This window comes from bacterium (assembly GCA_024742285.1).
Classification (GTDB): Bacteria; Myxococcota_A; UBA9160; order UBA9160; family UBA4427; genus UBA4427.
In genome coordinates, this window is sequence record JANSYR010000013.1 from 1 (window position 1) to 20116 (window position 20116).

The window sequence follows — 20116 nt, forward strand, 5'->3', positions numbered from 1 at the left end:
CGAGCGTCTCTCGACGAGCGAAGCTACACCTTCCAGGCTTCGACCCAGTACAACCGCGACCTGGTGGATTGGTGCGACGGCCTGTCCCTGGTCTCCGGCATCGACTACCGGTACTGGACGACCCACAACGAGACACTCACGTCGGCGGTCTCGCTCGATCCGAATGACGACGACTTCCATCTGGGGAGCGGGTTCATCCAGTTCGAGTACGACCTCTTCGACGATCTCCTGACGCTGATCGCGGGGACGAAGCTCTCCGTGAACAGCTGGTCCGGATTCGAGTACCAGCCGTCCGGGCGCTTCGTGCTCCGTCCGGTCGACGGTCACGTCATCTGGGGGGCCGTCTCGCGCGCCGTTCGGACGCCGACCTCGATCGACAACGATCTCAACGCGTTCATCGGTCCCGTCAACCTCGTGGGCGACCGCGACTTCGCCTCGGAAGAGCTCTTCGCCGTCGAGCTCGGCTACCGGTTCTTCGATCTCGACTGGCTGACGCTCGAATCGACCGCCTTCTTCAACGACTACGAGGACGTCTCGAACCTGGTCGGTCCTCCTCCGGTCGGGCCCTTCGTGTTCCAGAATCCCGGCAGCGCCCACGTCGTCGGCGCGGAGTTCGAGCTGACCGTCCTGCCGACGGAGTGGTGGCGCTTCAGCGCGAGCTACAGCTTCCTCGAGTTCCTGCACGAGCACGCCTCCCGCAGTGCCATCGGCCAGGGCGGCACCTCGAATCGCACCCAGCCGGAACACCAGGTCGTCCTCCGTTCGGTGTTCGACGTCCTCGAGAACCTCGAGTTCGACACCTCCGTCTACTGGGTCGACGGGCTCGGTGCCGTCACGCCGGTCCTGCGGAGCAACAACATCCGTCAGTACTGGCGCGTGGATCTCCGCCTCGGATGGCAGCCGCTCGACTGGATGGAGCTCGCGCTCGTCGGTCAGAACCTGAACGACGCGCGGCACGCGGAGTACAACGACGTCCAGGGCAACCAGTCGACGCAGGTACCGCGATCCGGATACCTGATGGTCACGCTGGAGCTCGACGAGCTCTACTAGGACGCGTCGCCGCTGATCTCTGGCGGGGCGGAACTCGAGAGGGTTCCGCCCCTTCGCGTTTCGGAGCGTCGTCCCGTCGGGCGCTCCACGGAGCCGCTATGCTGCGGCGCCGGAGGAACTCAGCATGTCCATCGTCGACGACGTGACGGCCCAGGTGAAAGAGGCCATGAAGGCCAAGGACGAGCGGCGCCTCGCCGCGCTCCGCTCGATGCGGACCGCCTTCCTGAACGAGATGAAGAAGGACGGGTCCGACTCGATCTCCGACGAGGTCGCCGAGGGGCTCATGCGCAAGCTCGAGAAGCAGCGCAAGGAGTCGATCGAGGCCTTCGACAAGGGCGGTCGACCGGAGATGGCGGAGGCCGAGAGGGTCGAGCTCGCCGTGATCCAGGAATTCCTGCCTCAGCTCGCCGACGAGGCGCAGACCCGAACCTGGGTCGAAGAGGCGATCGCCTCGACCGGCGCCTCCGAGAAGAAGGACATGGGCAAGGTCATGGGCGCATTGATGGGCGCCCACAAGGCCGAGCTCGACGGGGCTCTTGCGCGTCGACTCGTTCAGGACATTCTGTCCTGATCGGCGACGGTCGGCGCTGCGCGCCTCCCGACGAGCCCTCAGGGGCTCGTCTTGCGCTGAGGGCTCCCGTGCCTCTCCGGGACCGGAGTGGCGAAGGAAGTCCGTGACGGCTCAGGGGTAAAAGCGGCTGATCGTCTCGATGATGCAGGCGGGGCGGTCGTTGCCCTCGATCTGGATCGTGATCGTGACCTTGGCCTGGAAGCCGCCGTCCTTCGTCTCCTCGACGCTGGTGATCGCGCCGGTTCCGCGGATCTTCGACCCGACGGGCACGGGGGAGGGGAAGCGGATCTTGTCGCATCCGTAGTTCACGCCCATCGAGGCGTTCTGGACCTCGAGCAGCTGGGGCAGGAACAGGTTCGCCAGGGACGCCGTCAGGTAGCCGTGGGCAATCGGCGCGCCGAAGGGACCGTCCTTCGCCTTCTCGATGTCGACGTGGATCCACTGGTGGTCGCCGGTCGCGTCGGCGAAGGTGTTGATCCGCTCCTGCGAAATCTCGAGCCAGTCGGTTTCACCGAGATCGGCTCCGACGTGGCTCGGAAGGTCGGCGGGCTTGGGGACGACGAGCATGGCAGTCTCCGGTCGGGGCAGGCCGCTTCGGCCTAGAGCCCCAGGTGTTTCGCGATTCGCTCGCGGTGGAAGGCGGGGTCACCGAGCCAGGACTCGCTCGCGCGAGCGCGCTTGAAGTGGAGGTGCTGGTCGTACTCCCAGGTGAAGCCGACGCCGCCGTGGATCTGGATCGCGTCGCCCGCGCACTTGAAGTACGCCTCGGAGCACCAGGCCTTCGCCAGCGAGGCGTTCGAGGACAGGTCGTCGGACGGATCGTCGACGATGCAGGCGGCGTAGTAGAGCGCGCTCCGTGCGCTCTCGACCGCGATCATCATGTCGGCGCACTTGTGCTTGATCGACTGGAACGAGCCGATCGGGCGACCGAACTGCTCGCGCTCCTTGGCGTAGGCGACGCTGGCGTCGAGGCAGCGCTGGGCGCCGCCGACCTGCTCCGCCGCGAGCGCGATCGCCGCCAGGTCGAGGGTGCGTCGCAGTCCCGGCCATGCGGCGCCGGGCTCGCCCAGGCACGCGTCGGCATCGACGCGCACGCCCGAGAGCTCGATCTCCGCCAGTCGGCGGGTCTGGTCCATCGTGGGGAGCGCCTTGCGAGAGACGCCGTCCGCGTTTCCGTCGACCGCAAACACCGAGAGGCCGTCGTCGCCGCTCGAGCCCGGCGCCCGCGCCACGACGAGCAGGAGATCTGCGGAGTGGCCGTCGACCACCCAGGCCTTCTTGCCTTCGAGGACGTAGCCGTCACCGTCTGGCGTGGCCGTGGTCTCGATCCCGTCCGCGTCCCAGGCGCCGGCCGCTTCGGCGAAGGCGAGGGTCGCGGTCCGGGTGCCTTCGGCGATCGCGGGGAGGCGCGCCGCCTTCTGCTCCTCGGAGCCGACGCAGAGGATCGTGTTGGCGGCGAGGGCGACCGTCGCGAAGAAGGGCGAGCAGAGGACGTACTCGCCGGAAGCCTCGAGGAGCACGACGAGATCGACGTAGCCGAGTCCGAGTCCGCCGTATTCTTCGGGGATGTGGACGCAGGCCCAGCCGAGCTCGGTTCCGATCTGCTCCCAGACCGCCGGGTCGTAGCCGAGCTCCGACTCCATGGCGGAGCGGATCTGCTCCGGGCCGCTCGCCCCTTCGAGGAAGCTGCGTGCGATCGTGCCGAGCTCTTCCTGTTCTTCGCTGAATCGGAAATCCATGTCAGGTCCCGTGCACCTTCTGGGGCTCAGGGGCCTCGGCGATCAGCTCCATGACCTTGGCGCCGATCTCGTCCGGGGCCCACTTCGCGCCCTTGTCGTAGGTCGGCCCGTCGCGCCAACCATCGGAGACGCCGATCAGGCCGCCCTTCACCTCGAAGACGCGGCCCGTGACCTCGCGGCTCTCGGGGGACCCTAGCCACACGACGAGCGGTGACACGTTGCCGGGGTGGGATTCGTCGAAGGTGCCGTCCTCCGGCGGCTTCATGTCGGTGAAGATCGCTTCGGTCATGCGCGTGCGCGCCGCGGGGGCGATCGCATTGGAGGTCACGCCGTAGCGGCCCAGTTCGGCGGCCTGCACGAGGGTGAGACTCGCGATCCCGCCCTTGGCGGCCGAGTAGGTGCCTTGACCGACGCTGCCCTGGAGACCGGCGCCGGAGCTCGTGTTGATGATCCGGGCATCGACGGTCTCACCGGCCTTCGACTGGGCGCGCCAGTGCTCGCAGGCGTGCTTCGAGATGCAGAAGTGGCCCTTCAGGTGGACGTTGATGACCGCGTCCCACTCTTCCTCGGAGGTCGAGACGAACATCCGGTCGCGGAGGAAGCCCGCGTTGTTCACGACCACGTCCAGGCGACCGAACGTGTCGAGGGCCTGCTCGACCATCCGCATGCCCGCAGCGAAGTCGGAGACGCTGTCGGTGTTCGCGATGGCTTCACCGCCCATCGCCTCGATCTCGTCGACCACGGCTTCGGCCGGACCCTTCGAGCCCCCCTCGCCATGGTTGGAGACACCGAGGTCGTTGACCACGACCTTCGCGCCTTCGGCCGCGAAGGCCAGTGCATGCTCGCGGCCGAGGCCGCCACCCGCGCCCGTCACGATGACGACACGCCCGTCGTTGATACCCATTGGTCGACGTTCCTTCTTGGCACCTTCAGCGTCCCTGACGGCTGAAGTCCGCGCGCCGGAGGCGCGCTCGGTTCAAGGGGATGCGGCGAAGCCGCATGCTGGAGAGAGTCCGACGAGACGTCGTCGCCGAAGGCGGCGCCGTGTCACGTCGCGATTCCGGAACGCCTACAGGCGTTCCAGAATCGTGACGTTCGCCTGGCCACCGCCTTCGCACATGGTCTGGAGGCCGTAGCGGACCTCGCGCTTCTCCATCTCGTTGAGGAGCGTGGTCATGAGGCGGGTGCCGGTCGCGCCGATCGGATGGCCGAGGGCCATCGCGCCGCCGTTCACGTTCACCTTCTCGTAGTCCATGCCCGTCTCCTTCAGCCAGGCGAGCACGACCGGGGCGAAGGCCTCGTTGATCTCGACGAGATCGATGTCGTTAACTGTCATGCCGGTCTTCTCGAAGGCGCGCTTCGTGGCCGGAACCGGCGCCGAGAGCATCATGACCGGATCGTCTGCGAGCACCGAGATGTGGTGGACCCGCGCGCGAGGCGTCAGGTTGTGGTCCTTCACCGCCTGCTCCGAAGCGACCAGGATCGCGGACGCGCCGTCCGAGATCTGGCTGGCGTGGGCCGCCGTGAGGGAGCCGCCTTCCACGAGCGGCTGGAGCGAAGCCATCTTCTCGGGGTTCGGCTCGCGCATGCCCTCGTCGTTCTCGATCCCGTTGATCGGCAGGATCTCGTTCTTGAACCGGCCTTCCTCGGTCGCCTTGATGGCACGGAGGTGGGAGTTGATCGCGAGATTGTCGAGCTCTTCGCGCTTGATGTCCCACTTCTTGACCATCATCTCGGCGCCGTTGAACTGGGAGATCTCCTGGTCGCCGAAGCGGGCCTCCCAACCGACCGAGCCCGAGAAGGGCGTCTCGAAGCCGAACTGCTCACCGACCGTCATCGCCGAAGAGATCGGGATCGCGCTCATGTTCTGGACGCCGCCCGCGACGACGAGGTCGGCGGTTCCGCTCATGACGGCCTGGGCCGCGAAGTGGACCGACTGCTGGGAGGAGCCGCACTGGCGGTCGATCGTCACGCCGGGGACGTGGATCGGCAGGTCGGCGGCGAGCCAGCACGAGCGGGCGATGTCGCCGGCCTGGGAGCCGATCGTGTCGCAGCAGCCGAAGACGACGTCGTCGACGGCGTTCGGGTCGACGCCCGAGCGCTCCATCAGACCCTTGAGCACGTGCGCTCCCAGGTCCGCCGAATGGATGGTCGAGAGTCCGCCGTTCCGGCGGCCGACGGGCGTGCGCACCGCCTCTACGAGATAGGCCTCAGCCATTTCGATTCTCCTTGGGGACGCCGATCGGGGCGTCGGGGGTTCCGGGTTCCAGCCGCCGGGCGCCCGCAGGCGGCCAATGTGCCGCCGAGCGCCCGCAGGCGGCCAATGAGTGCTACCGGGTGCAGAGCACCGACGAGCCGTGGCCGAAGAGGCCCTGGTTCGCCGTGATGCCGGCCTTGGCGCCTTCGACCTGCCGCTCGCCGGCCTGGCCGCGGAGCTGCCAGGTGAGCTCGCAGACCTGGGCGATCGCCTGCGCCGGGACCGCCTCGCCGAAGCAGCCGAGGCCGCCCGACGGGTTGACCGGGATGCGGCCGCCGATCGAGGTCGCGCCGTCGCGAAGGAGGCCCTCCGCTTCGCCGGGCTTGCAGAGGCCGATGTTCTCGTACCAGTCGAGCTCGAGGGCGCTCGAGAGGTCGTAGACCTCGGCGAGGTCCATGTCCTCCGGGCCGAGGCCCGCTTCCTCGTACGCGGCGTACGCGATCGAGTCGCGGAAGCTGCGATCCGGCGCGGACACTCCGGCGGCCGAATCCGTCGTGAAGTCCGGCATGTCGATCACCGTCTGCGGGAAGGTCGGCGAGATCGTCGACACGCCCGAGATCCGGACCGGGTTCGAGACGCCGTGCTTCTTCGCGAACTCCATCGACGTGATCACGAGGGCGGCGCCGCCGTCGCTCGTCGCGCAGATGTCGAAGAGGCGCAGCGGCTGCGAGACGTAGGGCGAGCCCAGGACGTCTTCCTCGGTGTAGATCTTCTTGAACCGCGCCTTGGGGTTGGACACGCCGTGGCGCGAGTTCTTGACCTTCACGTGGGCGAAGTCCTTCTCGGTCGCGCCGTAGAGATCCATCCGGCGCTGGGCCCAGAGCCCGAAATAGGTCGGGTTGGTGGCACCGAGGAGCCGGAAACGCAGCCAGTCGGGGTCGAATCCGCGCTCGCCCTTGTTCGGGGCGAGGAAGCCCTTGGGCGTCGTGTCCGCACCGACGACGACCACGCACTCCGCCATCCCGGCGAGGATGCGCATGCGCGCGATGTCGATCGCCTGGGCGCCGGTCGCGCAGGCCGCGTAGCAGCTGGCGATCGGGATCCCGGTCCAGCCCATGGCCTTCGCGAAGGTCGCGCCCGCCACGTAGCCCGGGTAGCCGTTGCGGACGGTGTCGCCGCCGACGATGAAGTCGACCTGGTTCCATTCGAGGCCGGCATCGGCCATCGCTTCCTTGATGGCCGCCACGCCGTACTCGGCGAAGTTGCGGCCCCACTTACCCCACTCGTGCATGCCTGCACCGAGGATCGCGACGTCGTTCTTGCTCATGTCAGTTGGCCTCCACGGGCTTCCACTTCCAGACCATGTATTCGTGCTCGTCGTCTTCGTACAACGTGCCGAGCACGAGCTGCATCTCCATCCCGACCTCGATGTCGTCGGGGCTCACGCCGTCGGCGAGCTGGCCGAGGACGACCATGCGCTCGTCGTTCAGCTCGACCGCCGCGACGGTGTAGGGCTCGAAGGGGTCCTTCGAGATCGCGGGCTCCGGGGGCTTGTAGTGGTTCGTCGTGTAGGACCACAGCTTGCCGCGGTTGGAGAGGGCGACCTCCTTGAACTCGGCATCCGCGTGTCCCGGGGCGTGGCTGATCGACACGTCCTTGGGGAAGAAGTAGGTCCCGCTCGACTCGTCGAGGTAGCCGAGGAGCTGCGGATTGTCCTCGTCCAGCGTGAGCCATCCCTCGATCGCGGGGACGCGCGTCTTGGCCATTTCGTTCTCCTTCATCGGGCGCACAGAGGATACCGCCTCGCGCCCGCTCGTTCTCTGCCTGTGGCCTCTGCGGTCTAGGCGGCCGGCTCGAATCCGAAGCTCACGGCGGGCGGGCCGCCGTCGAAGAGGGCCTCGGCGAGGCGCTCGCGGTGCCACGCCGTCTCGCCCCAGGCGAGGTCCAGGGTCCAGGCGCGTCGCATCCACACGTGGAGGTCCTGCTCCCACGTGTAGCCGAGGGCACCGTGCACCTGGAGCGACGTCGAGGCGCCCTGGAGCGCGGCCTCGCCGGCGCTGATCTTCGCCATCGAGACGTCGACCGAGCGGCTCTCCACGTCCTGTGCCACCGAGTGCGCAGCGCGCTCCACGTGGCTACGGGCGTACTCGAGAGCGACCTTGATGTCGGCCACCTGGTGCTTGACCGCCTGGAAGCTGCCGATCGGGACACCGAACTGCTTGCGCTCGGCGGTGTAGTCGACGCTCATCTGGATCAGCTGTTCGCAGGCCCCGAGCTGCTGGGCGGCGCAGGCGAGGGCGCCACGGTCGAGGGCCGCGGTCTCGAGGCGATCCGCGTTGGCGCCGCTCGCGATGAGCTGCGCGGGCTGCGGATCGAACTCGACCGTCGCGAGCTTCTGGCTCGGGTCGTTCGACTTCTGGGGCGTGATCCGCGCGTCGGCGGCGGGCACGGCGTAGAGGCCGTCTCCCGACCGGAGGATCAGCAGGTCGGCGCACTCGGCCTCGGGGACGAGGGGGCTCGTCGGCTGGGCGACGGCGACGATCGCCTCGCCTGCGGCGATCTTCGGGAGCCACTCCTTGGCCAGGGCTTCGTTCCCGCAGTCGCGGAGAAGCGGCGCCGCGACCGCCGCCGTGGGCGTCACCGGCTCGGCGAGGCCCGCGCGGCCGACCTCGACCATCACGAGGACCAGATCGATCTCGGTCATGCCGAGGCCGCCGTGCTCCTCGGGGATCAGCAGCCCGGGGACGCCGATCTCGGCGAGGCTGGCCCAGAACTCGGGGCTGCGGCCGGTCTCGGTCTCCCACTGGCCGCGCACGAAGTCGACGGTGCACTCGCCGGCGAGGAAGTCGCGGACGGTCTCCTGGAGGAGGCGCTGGTCTTCGGTGAATCGGAATTCCATGGTGGACGTCCTCTGCTCTCTACTTGCGCGGCATGCCGAGGATGCGCTCGGCGATGATGTTGCGCTGGATCTCGTTCGTACCGGCGTAGATGGGGCCGGCGAGGGCGAAGATGTAGCCGTCGAGCCACTCGCCGACGTCGCCGGCGGCGGACGAGCCCGGCAGGAGTTCCGCGCGGTGGCCGAGGAGCTTGAGCGCCGTCTCGTGCATCTTCGTGTCGAGCTCCGACCAGAAGATCTTGTTGAGGCTCGCCTCGGCACCGATCTTCCCGCCGCCCATCAGGTGGGCCACGGTCTGGTACGTGTTGAGGGCGTAAGCCTCCGCATCCATCCAGCACTGGGCGACCGTGCGCCGCAGCTCGGGTGCCACATAGGCGCCGCTCGCGACGGTCTCCTTGTAGAGCTCGACGAGCTTGCGCGCCGTGTCCTGGAAGCGGGCGGGGCTGCGCAGCATGAGCCCTCGCTCGAAGCCGGCGGTCGCCATGGCCACATCCCAGCCCTTGCCCTCCTCACCGAGCTGGTACTCGACTGGAACGCGGGCGTCGTCGAAGAAGACCTCGGCGAAGGCCTTCTTGTTGTTGAGCTTCTCGATCGGGCGGACCGTGATGCCGGGCGTATCGAGCGGCACGAGGATGAAGGTCAGCCCCTTGTGTCGCGTCGAGTCCGGATCGCTTCGGAACATGCCGAAGAGCCAGTGGGCGAAGGCGCCGCGACTCGCCCAGGTCTTCTGGCCGTTGATGACGAAGTGGTCCCCGTCCTTGATCGCAGTGGCCTGGATGTTGGCCATGTCCGAGCCCGCGTTCGGCTCCGACCAGCCCTGGGCCCAGACCTCTTCGGAGGACGCCATCTTGGGCAGGAAGCGCGCCTTCTGCTCCGGCGTGCCGACGTCCATGATGGTCGGGCCGAGGAGGAAGATGCCGTTCTGGTTCACGCGCCCGGGCGCGCCCGCGCGGTAGTACTCCTCTTCGAAGATCAGCCATTCGAGAAGATTCGCGCCGCGGCCACCGTACTCGACGGGCCAGGGCACCATCGCGTAGCCACCGGCCTGGAGCTTCTTCTCCCACTCGCGGTGCTGCTCGAAGCCTTCCTTGGTGTCGAAGGAGGCGAGCTTCTCGGAGGGCACGTTCGCCTCGAGCCAGGCCCGGGCTTCCTTCCGGAAGGCTTCCTGTTCGGGGGTGTACTTCAGGTCCATGTCATCAGGTCCTCGGTCGTGTTCGATGGCGGTCGGGGATCGAGCCCGTCGCCGAGCGCCCGCAGGCGACTAGAACTGTGCTTCGCGCTTCTCGACGAAGGCATCGCGCGCCTCTTGAGAGTCGGGCGTGGTATAGAGCTCGAGCGTGAAGCCCTGCTCGTAGCGGTAGGAGGTCTTGGGCTCGAGGAGCTCGATTCCGTTGAGCGCCTGCTTTCCGAGGCGGAGCGCCTTGCCGCTCTTGCCGGCGATCTGACTCGCCACCTCGCGGGCGCGGGCTTCCAGCTCGGCGGCGGGGACGACCTCCGTGCAGCCGCCGAGGGAGAAGAGCTCCTGGGCGTCGATCGTCTCGCAGGTGTAGAGCATGCGACGCGCCTTCTGGACGCCGACCATGCGCATGAGGTGGGTCGCGGCGCCGAGGGCGCCTCGGTCGATCTCGGGCAGGCAGTAGGTGGAGTCGTCGGCAGCGATGATGAAGTCCGACGCGCCGGCGATCCCGAGGCCGCCGCCGATACAGAAGCCGTTCACGGCCGAGATCGTCGGGACCGGGCAGTCGTAGACCGCGGCGAAGCTGTCGTAGCAGCCGCGATTCAGCTCGACGATCAGGCTGCCGTCCGCGGCGAGCTCCTTGACGTCGACGCCGCACTGGAAGCCCTTGCCGATTGCCCGGATCACGACGCAGTTCACGTCCTCGTTCTGACCGAGGGCGGTCATCTTCGCCGCGAACTCCTTCCAGCCCGCATTGTCGAGGGCGTTGACGGGCGGTGCGTTGATGATCAGCTCGCCTACGCCGTCCTTGATCTCGATGTCGATCGCCATGGGCTGGCTCCTTCTTCGCGGTCGCTCGGGCCGCCGTCGCTCAGAGCGCGAGTCGCTTGAGGGTCTGTTCTGCTTCTTCGACGATCCGCCGGACGAGCTCGTCGCAGGTCGGGCGGTCGTCGAGCACGCCCGCCACGGTTCCGCTCGCCAGGTAACCGTTCACGGGATCGCCGTCGGCGACGCCGACCCGGGCGAGGATCGGGGCGTTCGCCGCCATGATCGTCTGCCAGAGGCTCAGCCCCTGGTTCTTGCGCATGGCCAGGCCACTGCGGAGGAGCTCGGGGATCGAGGCGCCGGTCTCCGCCTGCAAGGCGCGGGCGCTGCCGAGGGCGAGGACGAGCTTGCGGATCGGGCCCGCCGCCTCGAGCTTCGCGACCAGCTCGTTCGAGACCATGCGCTGGGGCATGCCGTCGAGGGCGGTCGAGACGATCACGTCGTTCAGCCCGGCCTTCTGGTAGCGCTCGAAGCTCTGCGGCGGCAGCGGGCTCTCGGCGGTCATCAGGAAGCGCGTACCCATCGCGACCCCCTCGGCGCCGAAGGCGAGCGCGGCGACGAGGCCGCGACCGTCCCGGAAGCCGCCGGCGGCGACGATCGGGACGTCGACGATGTCCGCGCAGGCAGACGCGAGGAGTGAGGTGGGCGTCGTCCCCGTGTGGCCGCCCCCTTCGCCGCCCTGGACGATGATGATGTCGGCGCCGAGCTGCTCGGCCTTCGCCGCGTGCTTGACCGCGCCGCAAGTCGGCACGCAGACGACGCCGGCGTCCTTCATCTTCGCGATGAGTTGAGCGGAGGGCGCCCGGTTGTAGCCGGCGGCGCGGACGCCCTGGCGGATGATCGCGTCGGAGATCACGTCGGCGCCGGGCGCGTCCATCAGGAAGTTCACGCCGAAGGGGCGGTCGGTGAGGGCCTTGATATCTTCGATCGCGCCCTCGACCTCCGCGGGCGGAATCGTCGCGGCGGCCAGGAAGCCGAACGCGCCCGCGTTGCACGCCGCGGCGACGAGCGGCGGCTCCGCGACCCAGCCCATCCCCGTCTGGAGGATCGGATGATCGCAGCCGAGAAGCTCGGTCACGCGGGTCTGCAGGGGGTTCGGCAATGTGGACTCCGGGAAGGAGGGTGGCTCCGGCTTCGTCGAGCCGTCGGGTTCACTCCGGGTTCGGGACTTCCCGCCCGAGGACGCCCTTGGGGTCGATCTTCTCGCGAATCAGGGCGATCTCGTCGGCGGTCGGCAGTCGGGTTTCCGGGACGTCGCCCTCGATCACGAGCTCGAAGCCGGTGTTCTCGACCACCTGGTCGACGGTCACGCCGGGGTGCAGCGACTTGAGGCGCATGCGCTTGTCCGGGGTCTCGAAGTCGTAGACCGCGAGGTTGGAGATCACGAAGCGGACGTCGTGGCCCTGAGTGGATGCCGCCGGAAGCTTCGCCGCCCGGTCGTGGCCCACGCCGGAGACGACGTCGACCTCGGGCACGAACACCTTGGCGGTCTGATTCGCGACCCAGTAGCTGGTCGTATGCGAGATCGTATTGCCCGGCGCACCGCGCATGCCGAGGAGCTGGGCCTTCGGCTTCGCGTGCTCGCCGATGCAGGCGAAGTTCTGGTTGCCGAACTGGTCGATCTGGCTCGCCGCCATGATGACGTGACGATTGCCGTTCCAGAGATGGTCGAAGACGGTCCGGAAGGGCAGCCAGGCCTCGACGATCTGCTCGTGGCCTTCGCCGGAGACCGGGTTCGGCATGTCGACGACGGTGCAGATCCCGTCGGTCATGAGCAGGTCGGGCTCGAAGGTCATCTTGGCCAGTCGGGCGCCGATCGCAGGCGCCGTGCCGAAGCAGCTCGCCAGGATCTCGCCGTTGCCCCGGAAGGCGTCGGCACACGCGACTGCACAGATTTCACCGCGGGTTGCTGCGTCGCTCATCGGTTTCGCACCGCCTCCTGGTAGTCGGCCTCGGTCTCGACGTCGAGGTACTTCGCCTTGAACGCCTCCCAGGCGTCGGGGTCTTTCGCCGTCGCGGCGTATTCCTTCTGGAACGCTTCGTCGCGTCCGTAGTCGGTCGGGCACTCGGTGAAGTGCGCGCCGTTCGGCGCTTCGATCACGCCGTCGACCATCGTGCGGTTGATGATCCGCGTCTGGAGGGGGCCTTCGTTGGCCATGGCCGCCGTGTCCATGATCTTCTCGACGGTCATGAACCGCTTCTTCGCCGCGCGGCAGTACATGTCGTCGAAGTAGGGGTCGGGGCCCAGGTACTGGCCGTTGCCCCGCACGTCGCCGCGGTTCATGTGGATGAAGGCCACGTCGAGCTCGAGCGCCGGCATCGCCACCAGCTCCTCGCCGTCGGCACCGTCGGGACCAGCGTAGGGCGACTTCACCATCTTGAAGTCCGGGTTGATGTCGAGGACGGACGAGCCCATGCCGCTTCGCGTGGGCAGGAAGGGAAGCTTGTGGGACGCGGCGAGCAGGCCCCACTGGAGCATGCCCTCGTCGAGCTCCGCCGCTTCGATCGCGCCCGCCTGGCGCGCCTTGCGGAAGTGGGGCTCGAGCGGAATCGAGTCGAGGGAGACGAAGCCGTAGATCAGCTTCTCGACCTTGCCGTAGTTGCAGAGGAGGCCGACGTCCGGACCCCCGTAGGTCACGACCGTGAGGTCCTTGACCGGCGAGCGGAGGATCTCCCGCACGATCGACATCGGCTTGCGTCGGGAGCCCCAGCCCCCGATGCCGATGGTCATTCCGTCGCGGAGCTCGGCGACCGCCTCCTGCTCCGTCGTCCGCTTGTCCATTTCATTCCTTCCGCGTGAAGGGGGAACGGGGCGCCGCGCGGTCACGGGCCGGACCTGCTTCCAGAGGGTGGGAGCAGCCGGATCCGCGGTCGGGGGCGACCGTCCATCATGCTTCTTTTTGGCGGCCTTGGCCCGGTTTCGACGGGTCGCACCGTCGGCGGGGTCGCCTCCGGGAGCTCGCATCCGAACGGGATCGTGCCGGGGTCCGCGGGTGCCTTCGCGCCCTCGTCGCCGCTGACCGGCAGGGGTCGAACGGCAGGGTCGCGAGGCCGGGGCCGGCGCGCTCCGACCCTCGCGGGTCTTCGGGACAATAACGAAACGGTGCGTATCGTTCGACCCCGAAAAAGGGGCTGAGGCGGGACTGAGGGGAGTTAGAGGGGGAATCTCGGCGCTCGTGCGCCGATCGCCGAAGACCTCAGCCGGCCGCGAATCGCTTCGCCAGCTCCGCCGCGAGGCCGATGTACCGGTCCGGTGAGAGCCCGCCGAGCTCGGCCTTCACCGCCTCGGGCAGCTCGAGCCCATCGACGAAGGTGCGCAGGCGCTCCACGTTGATCTCCTGGCCGCGGGTGAGGGCCTTGAGCTTCTCGTAGGGCTCCTCGATCCCGTGCCGGCGCATCACGGTCTGGATCGCCTCGGCCAGGACCGCCTGGTTCTGGTCGAGGTCGGCGGCGAGCCGTTCCGGGTCGACGGCCAGCTTGCCGAGTCCGCGCATCGCGGACCGGATCGCGAGGACGCCGTGGCCGACTCCCAGGCCCACGTTCCGGAGCGTGGTCGAATCGGAGAGGTCGCGCTGCCAGCGGCTGACCGGAAGCTTCTCCGCCAGGTGCCCCAGGACGGCGTTCGCCACACCGAGGTTGCCTTCGGCGTTCTCGAAGTCGATCGGGTTCACCTTGTGGGGCATGGTCGACGAGCCGACCTCGCCCTCGACCAGCTTCTGCTTGAAGTAGCCGATCGAGATGTAGCTCCAGAGATCGCGGGACAGGTCGAGCAGGATCGTGTTGAACCGGACGAGCCCGTGGAAGAGCTCGGCGATCCAGTCGTGGGGCTCGATCTGGGTCGTCATCGGATTCCAGGTGAGGCCCAGCGACTCGACGAAGTCCCGGGTGTGCGCCTCCCAGTCGACCTCGGGGTAGGTGACCGCGTGTGCGGCATAGCTGCCGACCGCGCCGTTCGCCTTGCCGAGCATCTCGACCGCGGCGATGAGCTCGCGCTGGCGGAGCATGCGCGCGCCGACGTTGGCGATCTCCTTACCGAGGGTCGTGGGGGTCGCGGGCTGTCCGTGGGTCCGAGAGAGCATCGGCAGGTCGGCGTAGTCCCCGGCCATCTGTCGGAGGGTCGCGATGACCCGGTCGATCTCGGGCAGGACGATCTCGTCGCGGGCGTCCCGGAGCATCAGCGCATAGGAGAGGTTGTTGATGTCTTCAGAGGTGCAGGCGAAGTGGACGAACTCGAGGAGGGGTTCGAGCTCGGCGTTCGTCGCCAGCTTCTCCTTGAGCCAGTACTCGACGGCCTTCACGTCGTGGTTCGTCGTCGCCTCGATCTGGCGGATCGCGGCGGCGTCCGCCGGCGAGAAGTCCGCGAGAAGCGCGTCGAGCCAGGCGCTCGCCTCGTCGGAGAGCGCGGGGACCTCGGGGATCTGGGGCGCCGCCGCGAGGGCTTCGAGCCAGCGGACCTCGACGATCACGCGATAGCGGATCAGGCCGAACTCCGAGACGATCGGACGGAGGTCGTCGAGCTTGCTCTGGTAGCGGCCGTCGAGGGGCGAGATCGCGAGGAGCGAGGCCGATTGGGAAACCGGTTCGGAGGTGTTGTCGGGATCGGAGGGCATGGGGTCCTAGAATGGGTTGGCGATCAGCGAGGGCGGGTCGCTAGGCGAGGAACGCGCGCGCGTTCTGGAAGAGCTTGAGCCAGGGAGCATCCTCGCCCCAGTCGTCCGGCGCCCACGAGTGCTGCACGGTCCGGAAGACCCGCTCGGGGTGAGGCATCATGATCGTGACGCGACCGTCCGGCGTGGTGAGCGCCGTGATTCCGTCGGGGGAGCCGTTCGGGTTCACGGGGTAGCGGGTCGCGATCCGATCGTGACCATCGACGTAGCGCCCCGCGATCAGGCCGGCGTCGGTCACGCGGACCTTCGCGGCCTCGTCGGCGAACGCCGCGCGGCCTTCGCCGTGGGCGACGGCGATCGGGAGACGCGCGCCGGCCATGCCCGCGAAGAGGACCGAAGGGCTCTCTTCGACGCGCACGAGGGCGAGGCGGGCTTCGAACTGCTCCGAGCGATTCCGGACGAATCGCGGCCAGTCTTCGGCGCCGGGGATCAGGTCCTTCAGGACCGAGAGCATCTGGCAGCCGTTGCAGACGCCGAGGGCGAAGCGGTTCGGGTCGGCGAAGAAGGCGCTGAAGTCGTCGCGGAGCCGGTCGTGGAAGAGAATCGACTTGGCCCATCCGCCGCCGGCGCCCAGGACGTCGCCGTAGGAGAATCCGCCGCAGGCGACGAGCCCCTGGAATGAGTCGAGAGAGCGCCGCCCGCTCATCAGGTCGCTCATGTGCACGTCGATCGCGTCGAAGCCGGCGCGGTCGAACGCGGCGGCCATCTCGATCTGCCCGTTCACGCCCTGCTCGCGAAGGATCGCCATCTGCGGTCGCGCGGTCCCCGTGATGGCCGGCGCAGACGCCAGCGAGAAGGGCACATGGACCGTCAGACCGGGGTCGTCCAGGTCGCAGCGCGTCTCCTGCTCCTCGTCGGCGCAGTCGGGGTCGTCGCGCAGCCGCTGGATCTGCCAGGTGGTCTCGGACCACTCGCGCCGGAGCTCGGCGCGGTCGCTCTCGAGGACGACGGCGTCGCCCTCGCGGATCACGATCCGGTGGTCGTCGCGCAGGTGGCCCACGGCGTGGAGGGCGTCGGCGAGACCGACCTCTGCGAAGGCGGTGTGGACGGCCTCGCGGTCGGCGTTCCGGACCTGGAGTACGGCGCCGAGCTCTTCGTTGAAGAGCTTCGCGTTCGTCGCGCCAGGGAGATCGTCGAGATCGATGTCGAGGCCGGTCGCGCCGGCGAAGGCCATTTCGACGAGGGTCGCCGCGAGGCCGCCGTCCGAGCGGTCGTGGTAGGCGAGGAGACGACCCTCCCTGAGCAGACGCTGGACGGCTTCGAAGAAGCCGCGCAGCGTCGCCGGGTCGTCGACGTCCGGCGGGACGTCGCCGATCGCCGCGTGGACCTGGGCCAGGGCGGAGGCCCCGAGCCGGTTGGCCCCGCGGCCGAGATCGACGAGCAGGAGCGTCGTGTCGGCCTCGTGCCGGAGCTCCGGGGTGAGCGCGAGCCGGGCGTCGTCGACCGGAGCGAAGCCCGAGACGATGAGCGAGAGCGGGGCCGTCACCGATCGCTCCTCTCCGTCCTCGTCCCACACCGTCCGCATCGACATCGAGTCCTTGCCCACCGGAATCGCGATCCCGAGCGCAGGACAGAGCTCGAGGCCCACGGTCTCGACCGCATCGTAGAGCTTTGCGTCCTCGCCGACGTAGCCGGCGGGCGCCATCCAGTTGGCCGAGAGCCGCACCTGGGAGAGCGCCGGGACGGGCGCGCTGGCCAGATTCGTGAGCGTCTCGCCGATCGCCATGCGCGCGGAGGCGCGGGCGTCGAGGAGCGCGACGGGCGTCCGCTCACCGAGGGCCATCGCCTCGCCGGTCACCGTCGAGTAGCCGCCGGTCGTCACGGCGGCGTCGGCCACCGGCACCTGCCAGGGGCCCACGTTCTGGTCGCGGGCGACCATGCCCGTGACCGTTCGATCGCCGATCGAGATCAGGAAGGTCTTGTCGCCGACGGTCGGGAGTCGCAGCACCCGGCGCAGGGCTTCCCGGGGATCGATCGTGTCCGCGTCGAAGATCTCGGTCGGCTTCTCGGCGCGCTTCACGTCCCGGTGCATCTTCGGCGGCTTGTCGAGGATCACCGAGAGCGGCACGTCGATCGGCGCCCGCGCGTCGGGGAAGTGGGCGTCCTCGACGACCAGGTCCCGCTCGGCGGTGGCCGTGCCGACGACCGCGTAGGGGCAGCGTTCGCGCTCGCAGATCGCCTCGAACTCGGCGATCCGGTCGGGCGCGATCGTGAGCACGTAGCGCTCCTGCGCCTCGTTGCACCAGATCTCGAGGGGCGACATGCCGGGCTCGTCGTTGGGGACGGCGCGCAGGTCGATCCGCCCGCCGAGGTCGCAGTCGTCGAGGATCTCGGGAATCGCGTTCGAGAGGCCCCCGGCGCCGACGTCGTGGATGAAGAGAATGGGATTGTCGTCGCCGCGCGCCACGCAGCGATCGATCACTTCCTGGCAGCGTCGCTCGATCTCGGGATTGCCCCGCTGGACCGAGGCGAAGTCGAGATCCTCGGCGCTCGTCCCCGTCGCCATCGACGAGGCAGCGCCGCCACCGAGGCCGATCAGCATGGCGGGCCCGCCGAGGACGACGACCGCCGCGCCGTCCTTCGCCTTCTCCTTCTCGACGTGCATGGGTCGCACGTTGCCCATCCCGCCCGCGAGCATGATCGGCTTGTGGTAGCCGCGGACCGCCGGGCCTTCGGCGCCCTGGACTTCCTGGCAGAAGGTCCGGAAGTAGCCCGCCAGGTTCGGACGCCCGAACTCGTTGTTGAAGGCGGCACCGCCGATCGGGCCCTCGATCATGATGTCGAGGGCGGAGGCGATCCGGGAGGGCTTGCCCGGGTCGTTCTCCCAGGGCTGCTCCGCGCCCGGGATCCGCAGGTTCGACACGCTGAATCCCGTGAGGCCCGCCTTCGGCTTGCCGCCGCGGCCGGTCGCGCCCTCGTCGCGGATCTCGCCGCCGGAGCCCGTCGCGGCGCCCGGGAAGGGCGAGATGGCGGTTGGATGGTTGTGCGTCTCGACCTTCATCAGGATCTGCGCCGGCTCGTCGACCTGCGAATAGCGTCCCGTCTCGGGGTCGGGAAAGAAGCGACCGCCGTCGCCCCCGGCGACGACCGCCGCGTTGTCCGAGTAGGCGGAGAGCACGCCGTCCGGCGACTGGTTCGTCGTGTTCCGGATCATCTCGAAGAGCGACCTGTCGCGGGCCTCGCCGTCGATCGTCCAGTCGGCGTTGAAGATCTTGTGGCGGCAGTGCTCGGAGTTCGCCTGGGCGAACATCATCAGCTCGACGTCGGTCGGGTTGCGGTCGAGCTCGCGGAAGCTGTCGACCAGGTAGTCGACCTCGTCGGGGGCGAGGGCGAGACCCAGGTGTTTGTCGGCCTCGCGGATCGCGTCCGCGCCGCGTCCCAGGACGTCGACCTGGGTGAAGGGCGTGGGCTCGGCGCGCTGGAAGAGCCGCTCCGCTTCGCTGGGGTCGCCGAGCACGCTCTCCGTCATGCGGTCGTGGACGATCGGCGCCAGGCGGGCGGCGGCGTCCGCGTCGAGTCCGACGAAGCGCCAGGTCGTGCCGCGTTCGACGCGCCGGACGGCGCCGAGCCCGCAGTTGCGGACGATCTCGGTCGCTTTCGAGGACCAGGGCGAGATCGTGCCCAGTCGCGGCACGACGAGCAGCGAGGGCGCGGCCTCGTTCGCCGGCGCCGGGTCGAGTCCGTCCCGGAGAAGGGCCTCGAGGACCCGCGTCTCGTCGTCGGTCAGCGCGCGCTCGGCGTCGACGAAGTAGACGCTCTCGGTCTCGAGGGCGCGGAGTCCCGGCTCGGTCTGTCGCAGCGTCGCGAGCAGCCGGTTTCGCCGGGCGTCGGAGTGGGCCGGACCCCCTCGCAAGGAGAACATCGGAGCCTCGATGGGCCCGGGCCGGTCGCCGTCGCACGGGGCGCGGGGCGGACTCGGTCGGACCTTCGTTTCGGTCCGCACGCCCCGGAACGGGGACCTTCGGGGGGATCCGGTGGGGAGGGTGGGGGCCCACGAGTGTGGGGAGCCGCCGCCGTCGCGCCACCGGGTCGGAGCAGCGCGGACGATTGGGATGGCGGGATTCTACGGCGCTTCCGGCTTTCCGGCTACCGCCATCCCTTCGGAATCGCGAGGGAATCGCTCATTCCTGCGTGCTCCGAACGGCCCGATCAGGTCCCGAGCAGGCGCAGCACCAGCGACATGTTCGTGTTGGCCTGGCCGAGGACGGCGATCGCCGACTCCTGGATGATCTGGTTCCGCGTGAGCAGGGCGGTCTCCGTCGCATAGTCCGCATCCCGGATCCGCGACTCGGCGGCGGCCGACGCCTCGATCTGGACGCCGAGCAGGCGGGACCGGCTCTCGAGGCGGTTCTCCGCGATCCCGAAGCGCGCGGCGAGGGCGCTGGTATTCGCGATCGCGGTGTCGATCGCCGAGATCGCGTTGCCGGCGCCGGTCTGTGTCGCGATGTCGACACCACCGGCGCCGAGGGCGGTCGCGGTCGCGTCGACACCCGTCACGGTGATCGTGTCACCGGCGGTCGTGCCCACGGCGATCTCGATCTGCTGGCCGCTGTTCACGAGGGGGTTGAAGGTGCCGAAGCTCGTGCTCGCGGCGATCGCGTCGATGTCGGCGAGGATCGACTGGAACTGGTCGTCGAGCATCGTGCGGGTCTGCCCACCGAGGGTGCCGTTCGAGGACTGGATGGCGAGGGCGCGCGCCTCCGAGAGCAGACTCGAGATCTCGGAGAGGCCGCCCTGGGCGGTCTCGGCGATCCCGATGCCGTCGGCGGTGTTCAGCTGGGCGCGCTGCAGACTCGCGATGTCGGCGCGGAAGCGTTCGGAGATCGCGAGCCCGGCGGCGTCGTCCGCGGCGGAGTTGATGCGCAGGCCGGACGCAAGGCGTGCGCTGGACCGCGCGACCGCGCTCTCCGCCGTGCGCAGCGAGCGGATGGCGCCGAGGCTGATTCCCATGGAGCCGATGCGGAAGGACATGTCGAGACCCCGACGAGGCGGTC

17 protein-coding genes are annotated in these 20116 nt (G+C 68.9%); 2 read left to right on the plus strand and 15 right to left on the minus strand.

The genetic code is table 11. The features are described 5' to 3' along the window. Both NXI30_20940 and NXI30_20945 read left to right on the plus strand, forming a co-directional pair. On the plus strand, nt 1–1050 hold a 1050-nt coding region (locus NXI30_20940), incomplete at its 5' end, for a TonB-dependent receptor (GenBank protein MCR9096697.1). Nucleotides 1051–1174: 124 nt separating this feature from the next. After that, the gene (locus NXI30_20945) at nt 1175–1621 is read left to right on the plus strand and encodes a GatB/YqeY domain-containing protein (protein MCR9096698.1); all 447 of its coding nucleotides are present in this window, start codon (nt 1175–1177) and stop codon (nt 1619–1621) included. A 111-nt stretch (nt 1622–1732) separates the two neighbouring features. Here the strand turns inward: NXI30_20945 and NXI30_20950 are convergent, their stop codons facing one another. The 15 genes from NXI30_20950 to NXI30_21020 form a co-directional block, all read right to left on the minus strand. Beyond that, nucleotides 1733–2188 (minus strand): MaoC family dehydratase, encoded by a 456-nt coding sequence (locus NXI30_20950; protein MCR9096699.1) that lies wholly within the window; start codon nt 2186–2188, stop codon nt 1733–1735. A gap of 32 nt (nt 2189–2220) precedes the next feature. Next, nucleotides 2221–3360, minus strand: coding sequence for an acyl-CoA/acyl-ACP dehydrogenase (locus NXI30_20955; GenBank protein MCR9096700.1), 1140 nt, complete (start codon nt 3358–3360; stop codon nt 2221–2223). Nucleotide 3361: 1 nt separating this feature from the next. Next, complete coding sequence (locus NXI30_20960) at nt 3362–4264, minus strand: SDR family oxidoreductase (GenBank protein MCR9096701.1); 903 nt, start codon at nt 4262–4264, stop codon at nt 3362–3364. Between the two features lie 165 nt (nt 4265–4429). After that, a complete protein-coding gene (locus NXI30_20965) occupies nt 4430–5578 on the minus strand; it encodes an acetyl-CoA C-acetyltransferase (GenBank protein MCR9096702.1) in 1149 nt (382 codons plus the stop codon). A gap of 112 nt (nt 5579–5690) precedes the next feature. Further along, the gene (locus NXI30_20970) at nt 5691–6884 is read right to left on the minus strand and encodes a lipid-transfer protein (protein MCR9096703.1); all 1194 of its coding nucleotides are present in this window, start codon (nt 6882–6884) and stop codon (nt 5691–5693) included. Nucleotide 6885: 1 nt separating this feature from the next. After that, nucleotides 6886–7323 (minus strand): OB-fold domain-containing protein, encoded by a 438-nt coding sequence (locus tag NXI30_20975; protein ID MCR9096704.1) that lies wholly within the window; start codon nt 7321–7323, stop codon nt 6886–6888. Between the two features lie 74 nt (nt 7324–7397). Beyond that, nucleotides 7398–8456 (minus strand): acyl-CoA/acyl-ACP dehydrogenase, encoded by a 1059-nt coding sequence (locus NXI30_20980; GenBank protein MCR9096705.1) that lies wholly within the window; start codon nt 8454–8456, stop codon nt 7398–7400. 19 nt (nt 8457–8475) lie between these two features. Beyond that, nucleotides 8476–9645: an acyl-CoA dehydrogenase family protein gene (locus tag NXI30_20985; protein MCR9096706.1), complete on the minus strand. Its 1170-nt coding sequence runs from the start codon at nt 9643–9645 to the stop codon at nt 8476–8478. A gap of 69 nt (nt 9646–9714) precedes the next feature. Next, the gene (locus NXI30_20990) at nt 9715–10461 is read right to left on the minus strand and encodes an enoyl-CoA hydratase family protein (GenBank protein ID MCR9096707.1); all 747 of its coding nucleotides are present in this window, start codon (nt 10459–10461) and stop codon (nt 9715–9717) included. A 40-nt stretch (nt 10462–10501) separates the two neighbouring features. Next, on the minus strand, nt 10502–11557 hold the full coding sequence (locus NXI30_20995; GenBank protein MCR9096708.1) for a nitronate monooxygenase: 1056 nt from the start codon (nt 11555–11557) through the stop codon (nt 10502–10504). A 49-nt stretch (nt 11558–11606) separates the two neighbouring features. Continuing rightward, nucleotides 11607–12377 (minus strand): CoA-transferase, encoded by a 771-nt coding sequence (locus NXI30_21000; GenBank protein MCR9096709.1) that lies wholly within the window; start codon nt 12375–12377, stop codon nt 11607–11609. Further along, complete coding sequence (locus tag NXI30_21005; GenBank protein ID MCR9096710.1) at nt 12374–13237, minus strand: acyl CoA--acetate/3-ketoacid CoA transferase subunit alpha; 864 nt, start codon at nt 13235–13237, stop codon at nt 12374–12376. The genes NXI30_21000 and NXI30_21005 overlap by 4 nt, the downstream gene beginning before the upstream one ends. 415 nt (nt 13238–13652) lie before the next feature. Next, complete coding sequence (purB, locus tag NXI30_21010; GenBank protein MCR9096711.1) at nt 13653–15065, minus strand: adenylosuccinate lyase; 1413 nt, start codon at nt 15063–15065, stop codon at nt 13653–13655. 40 nt (nt 15066–15105) lie between these two features. Next, nucleotides 15106–18984, minus strand: coding sequence for a phosphoribosylformylglycinamidine synthase (gene purL, locus NXI30_21015; GenBank protein ID MCR9096712.1), 3879 nt, complete (start codon nt 18982–18984; stop codon nt 15106–15108). Between the two features lie 287 nt (nt 18985–19271). Then, on the minus strand, nt 19272–20093 hold the full coding sequence (locus NXI30_21020; GenBank protein MCR9096713.1) for a flagellin: 822 nt from the start codon (nt 20091–20093) through the stop codon (nt 19272–19274). Between the last annotated feature and the right edge of the window lie 23 nt (nt 20094–20116).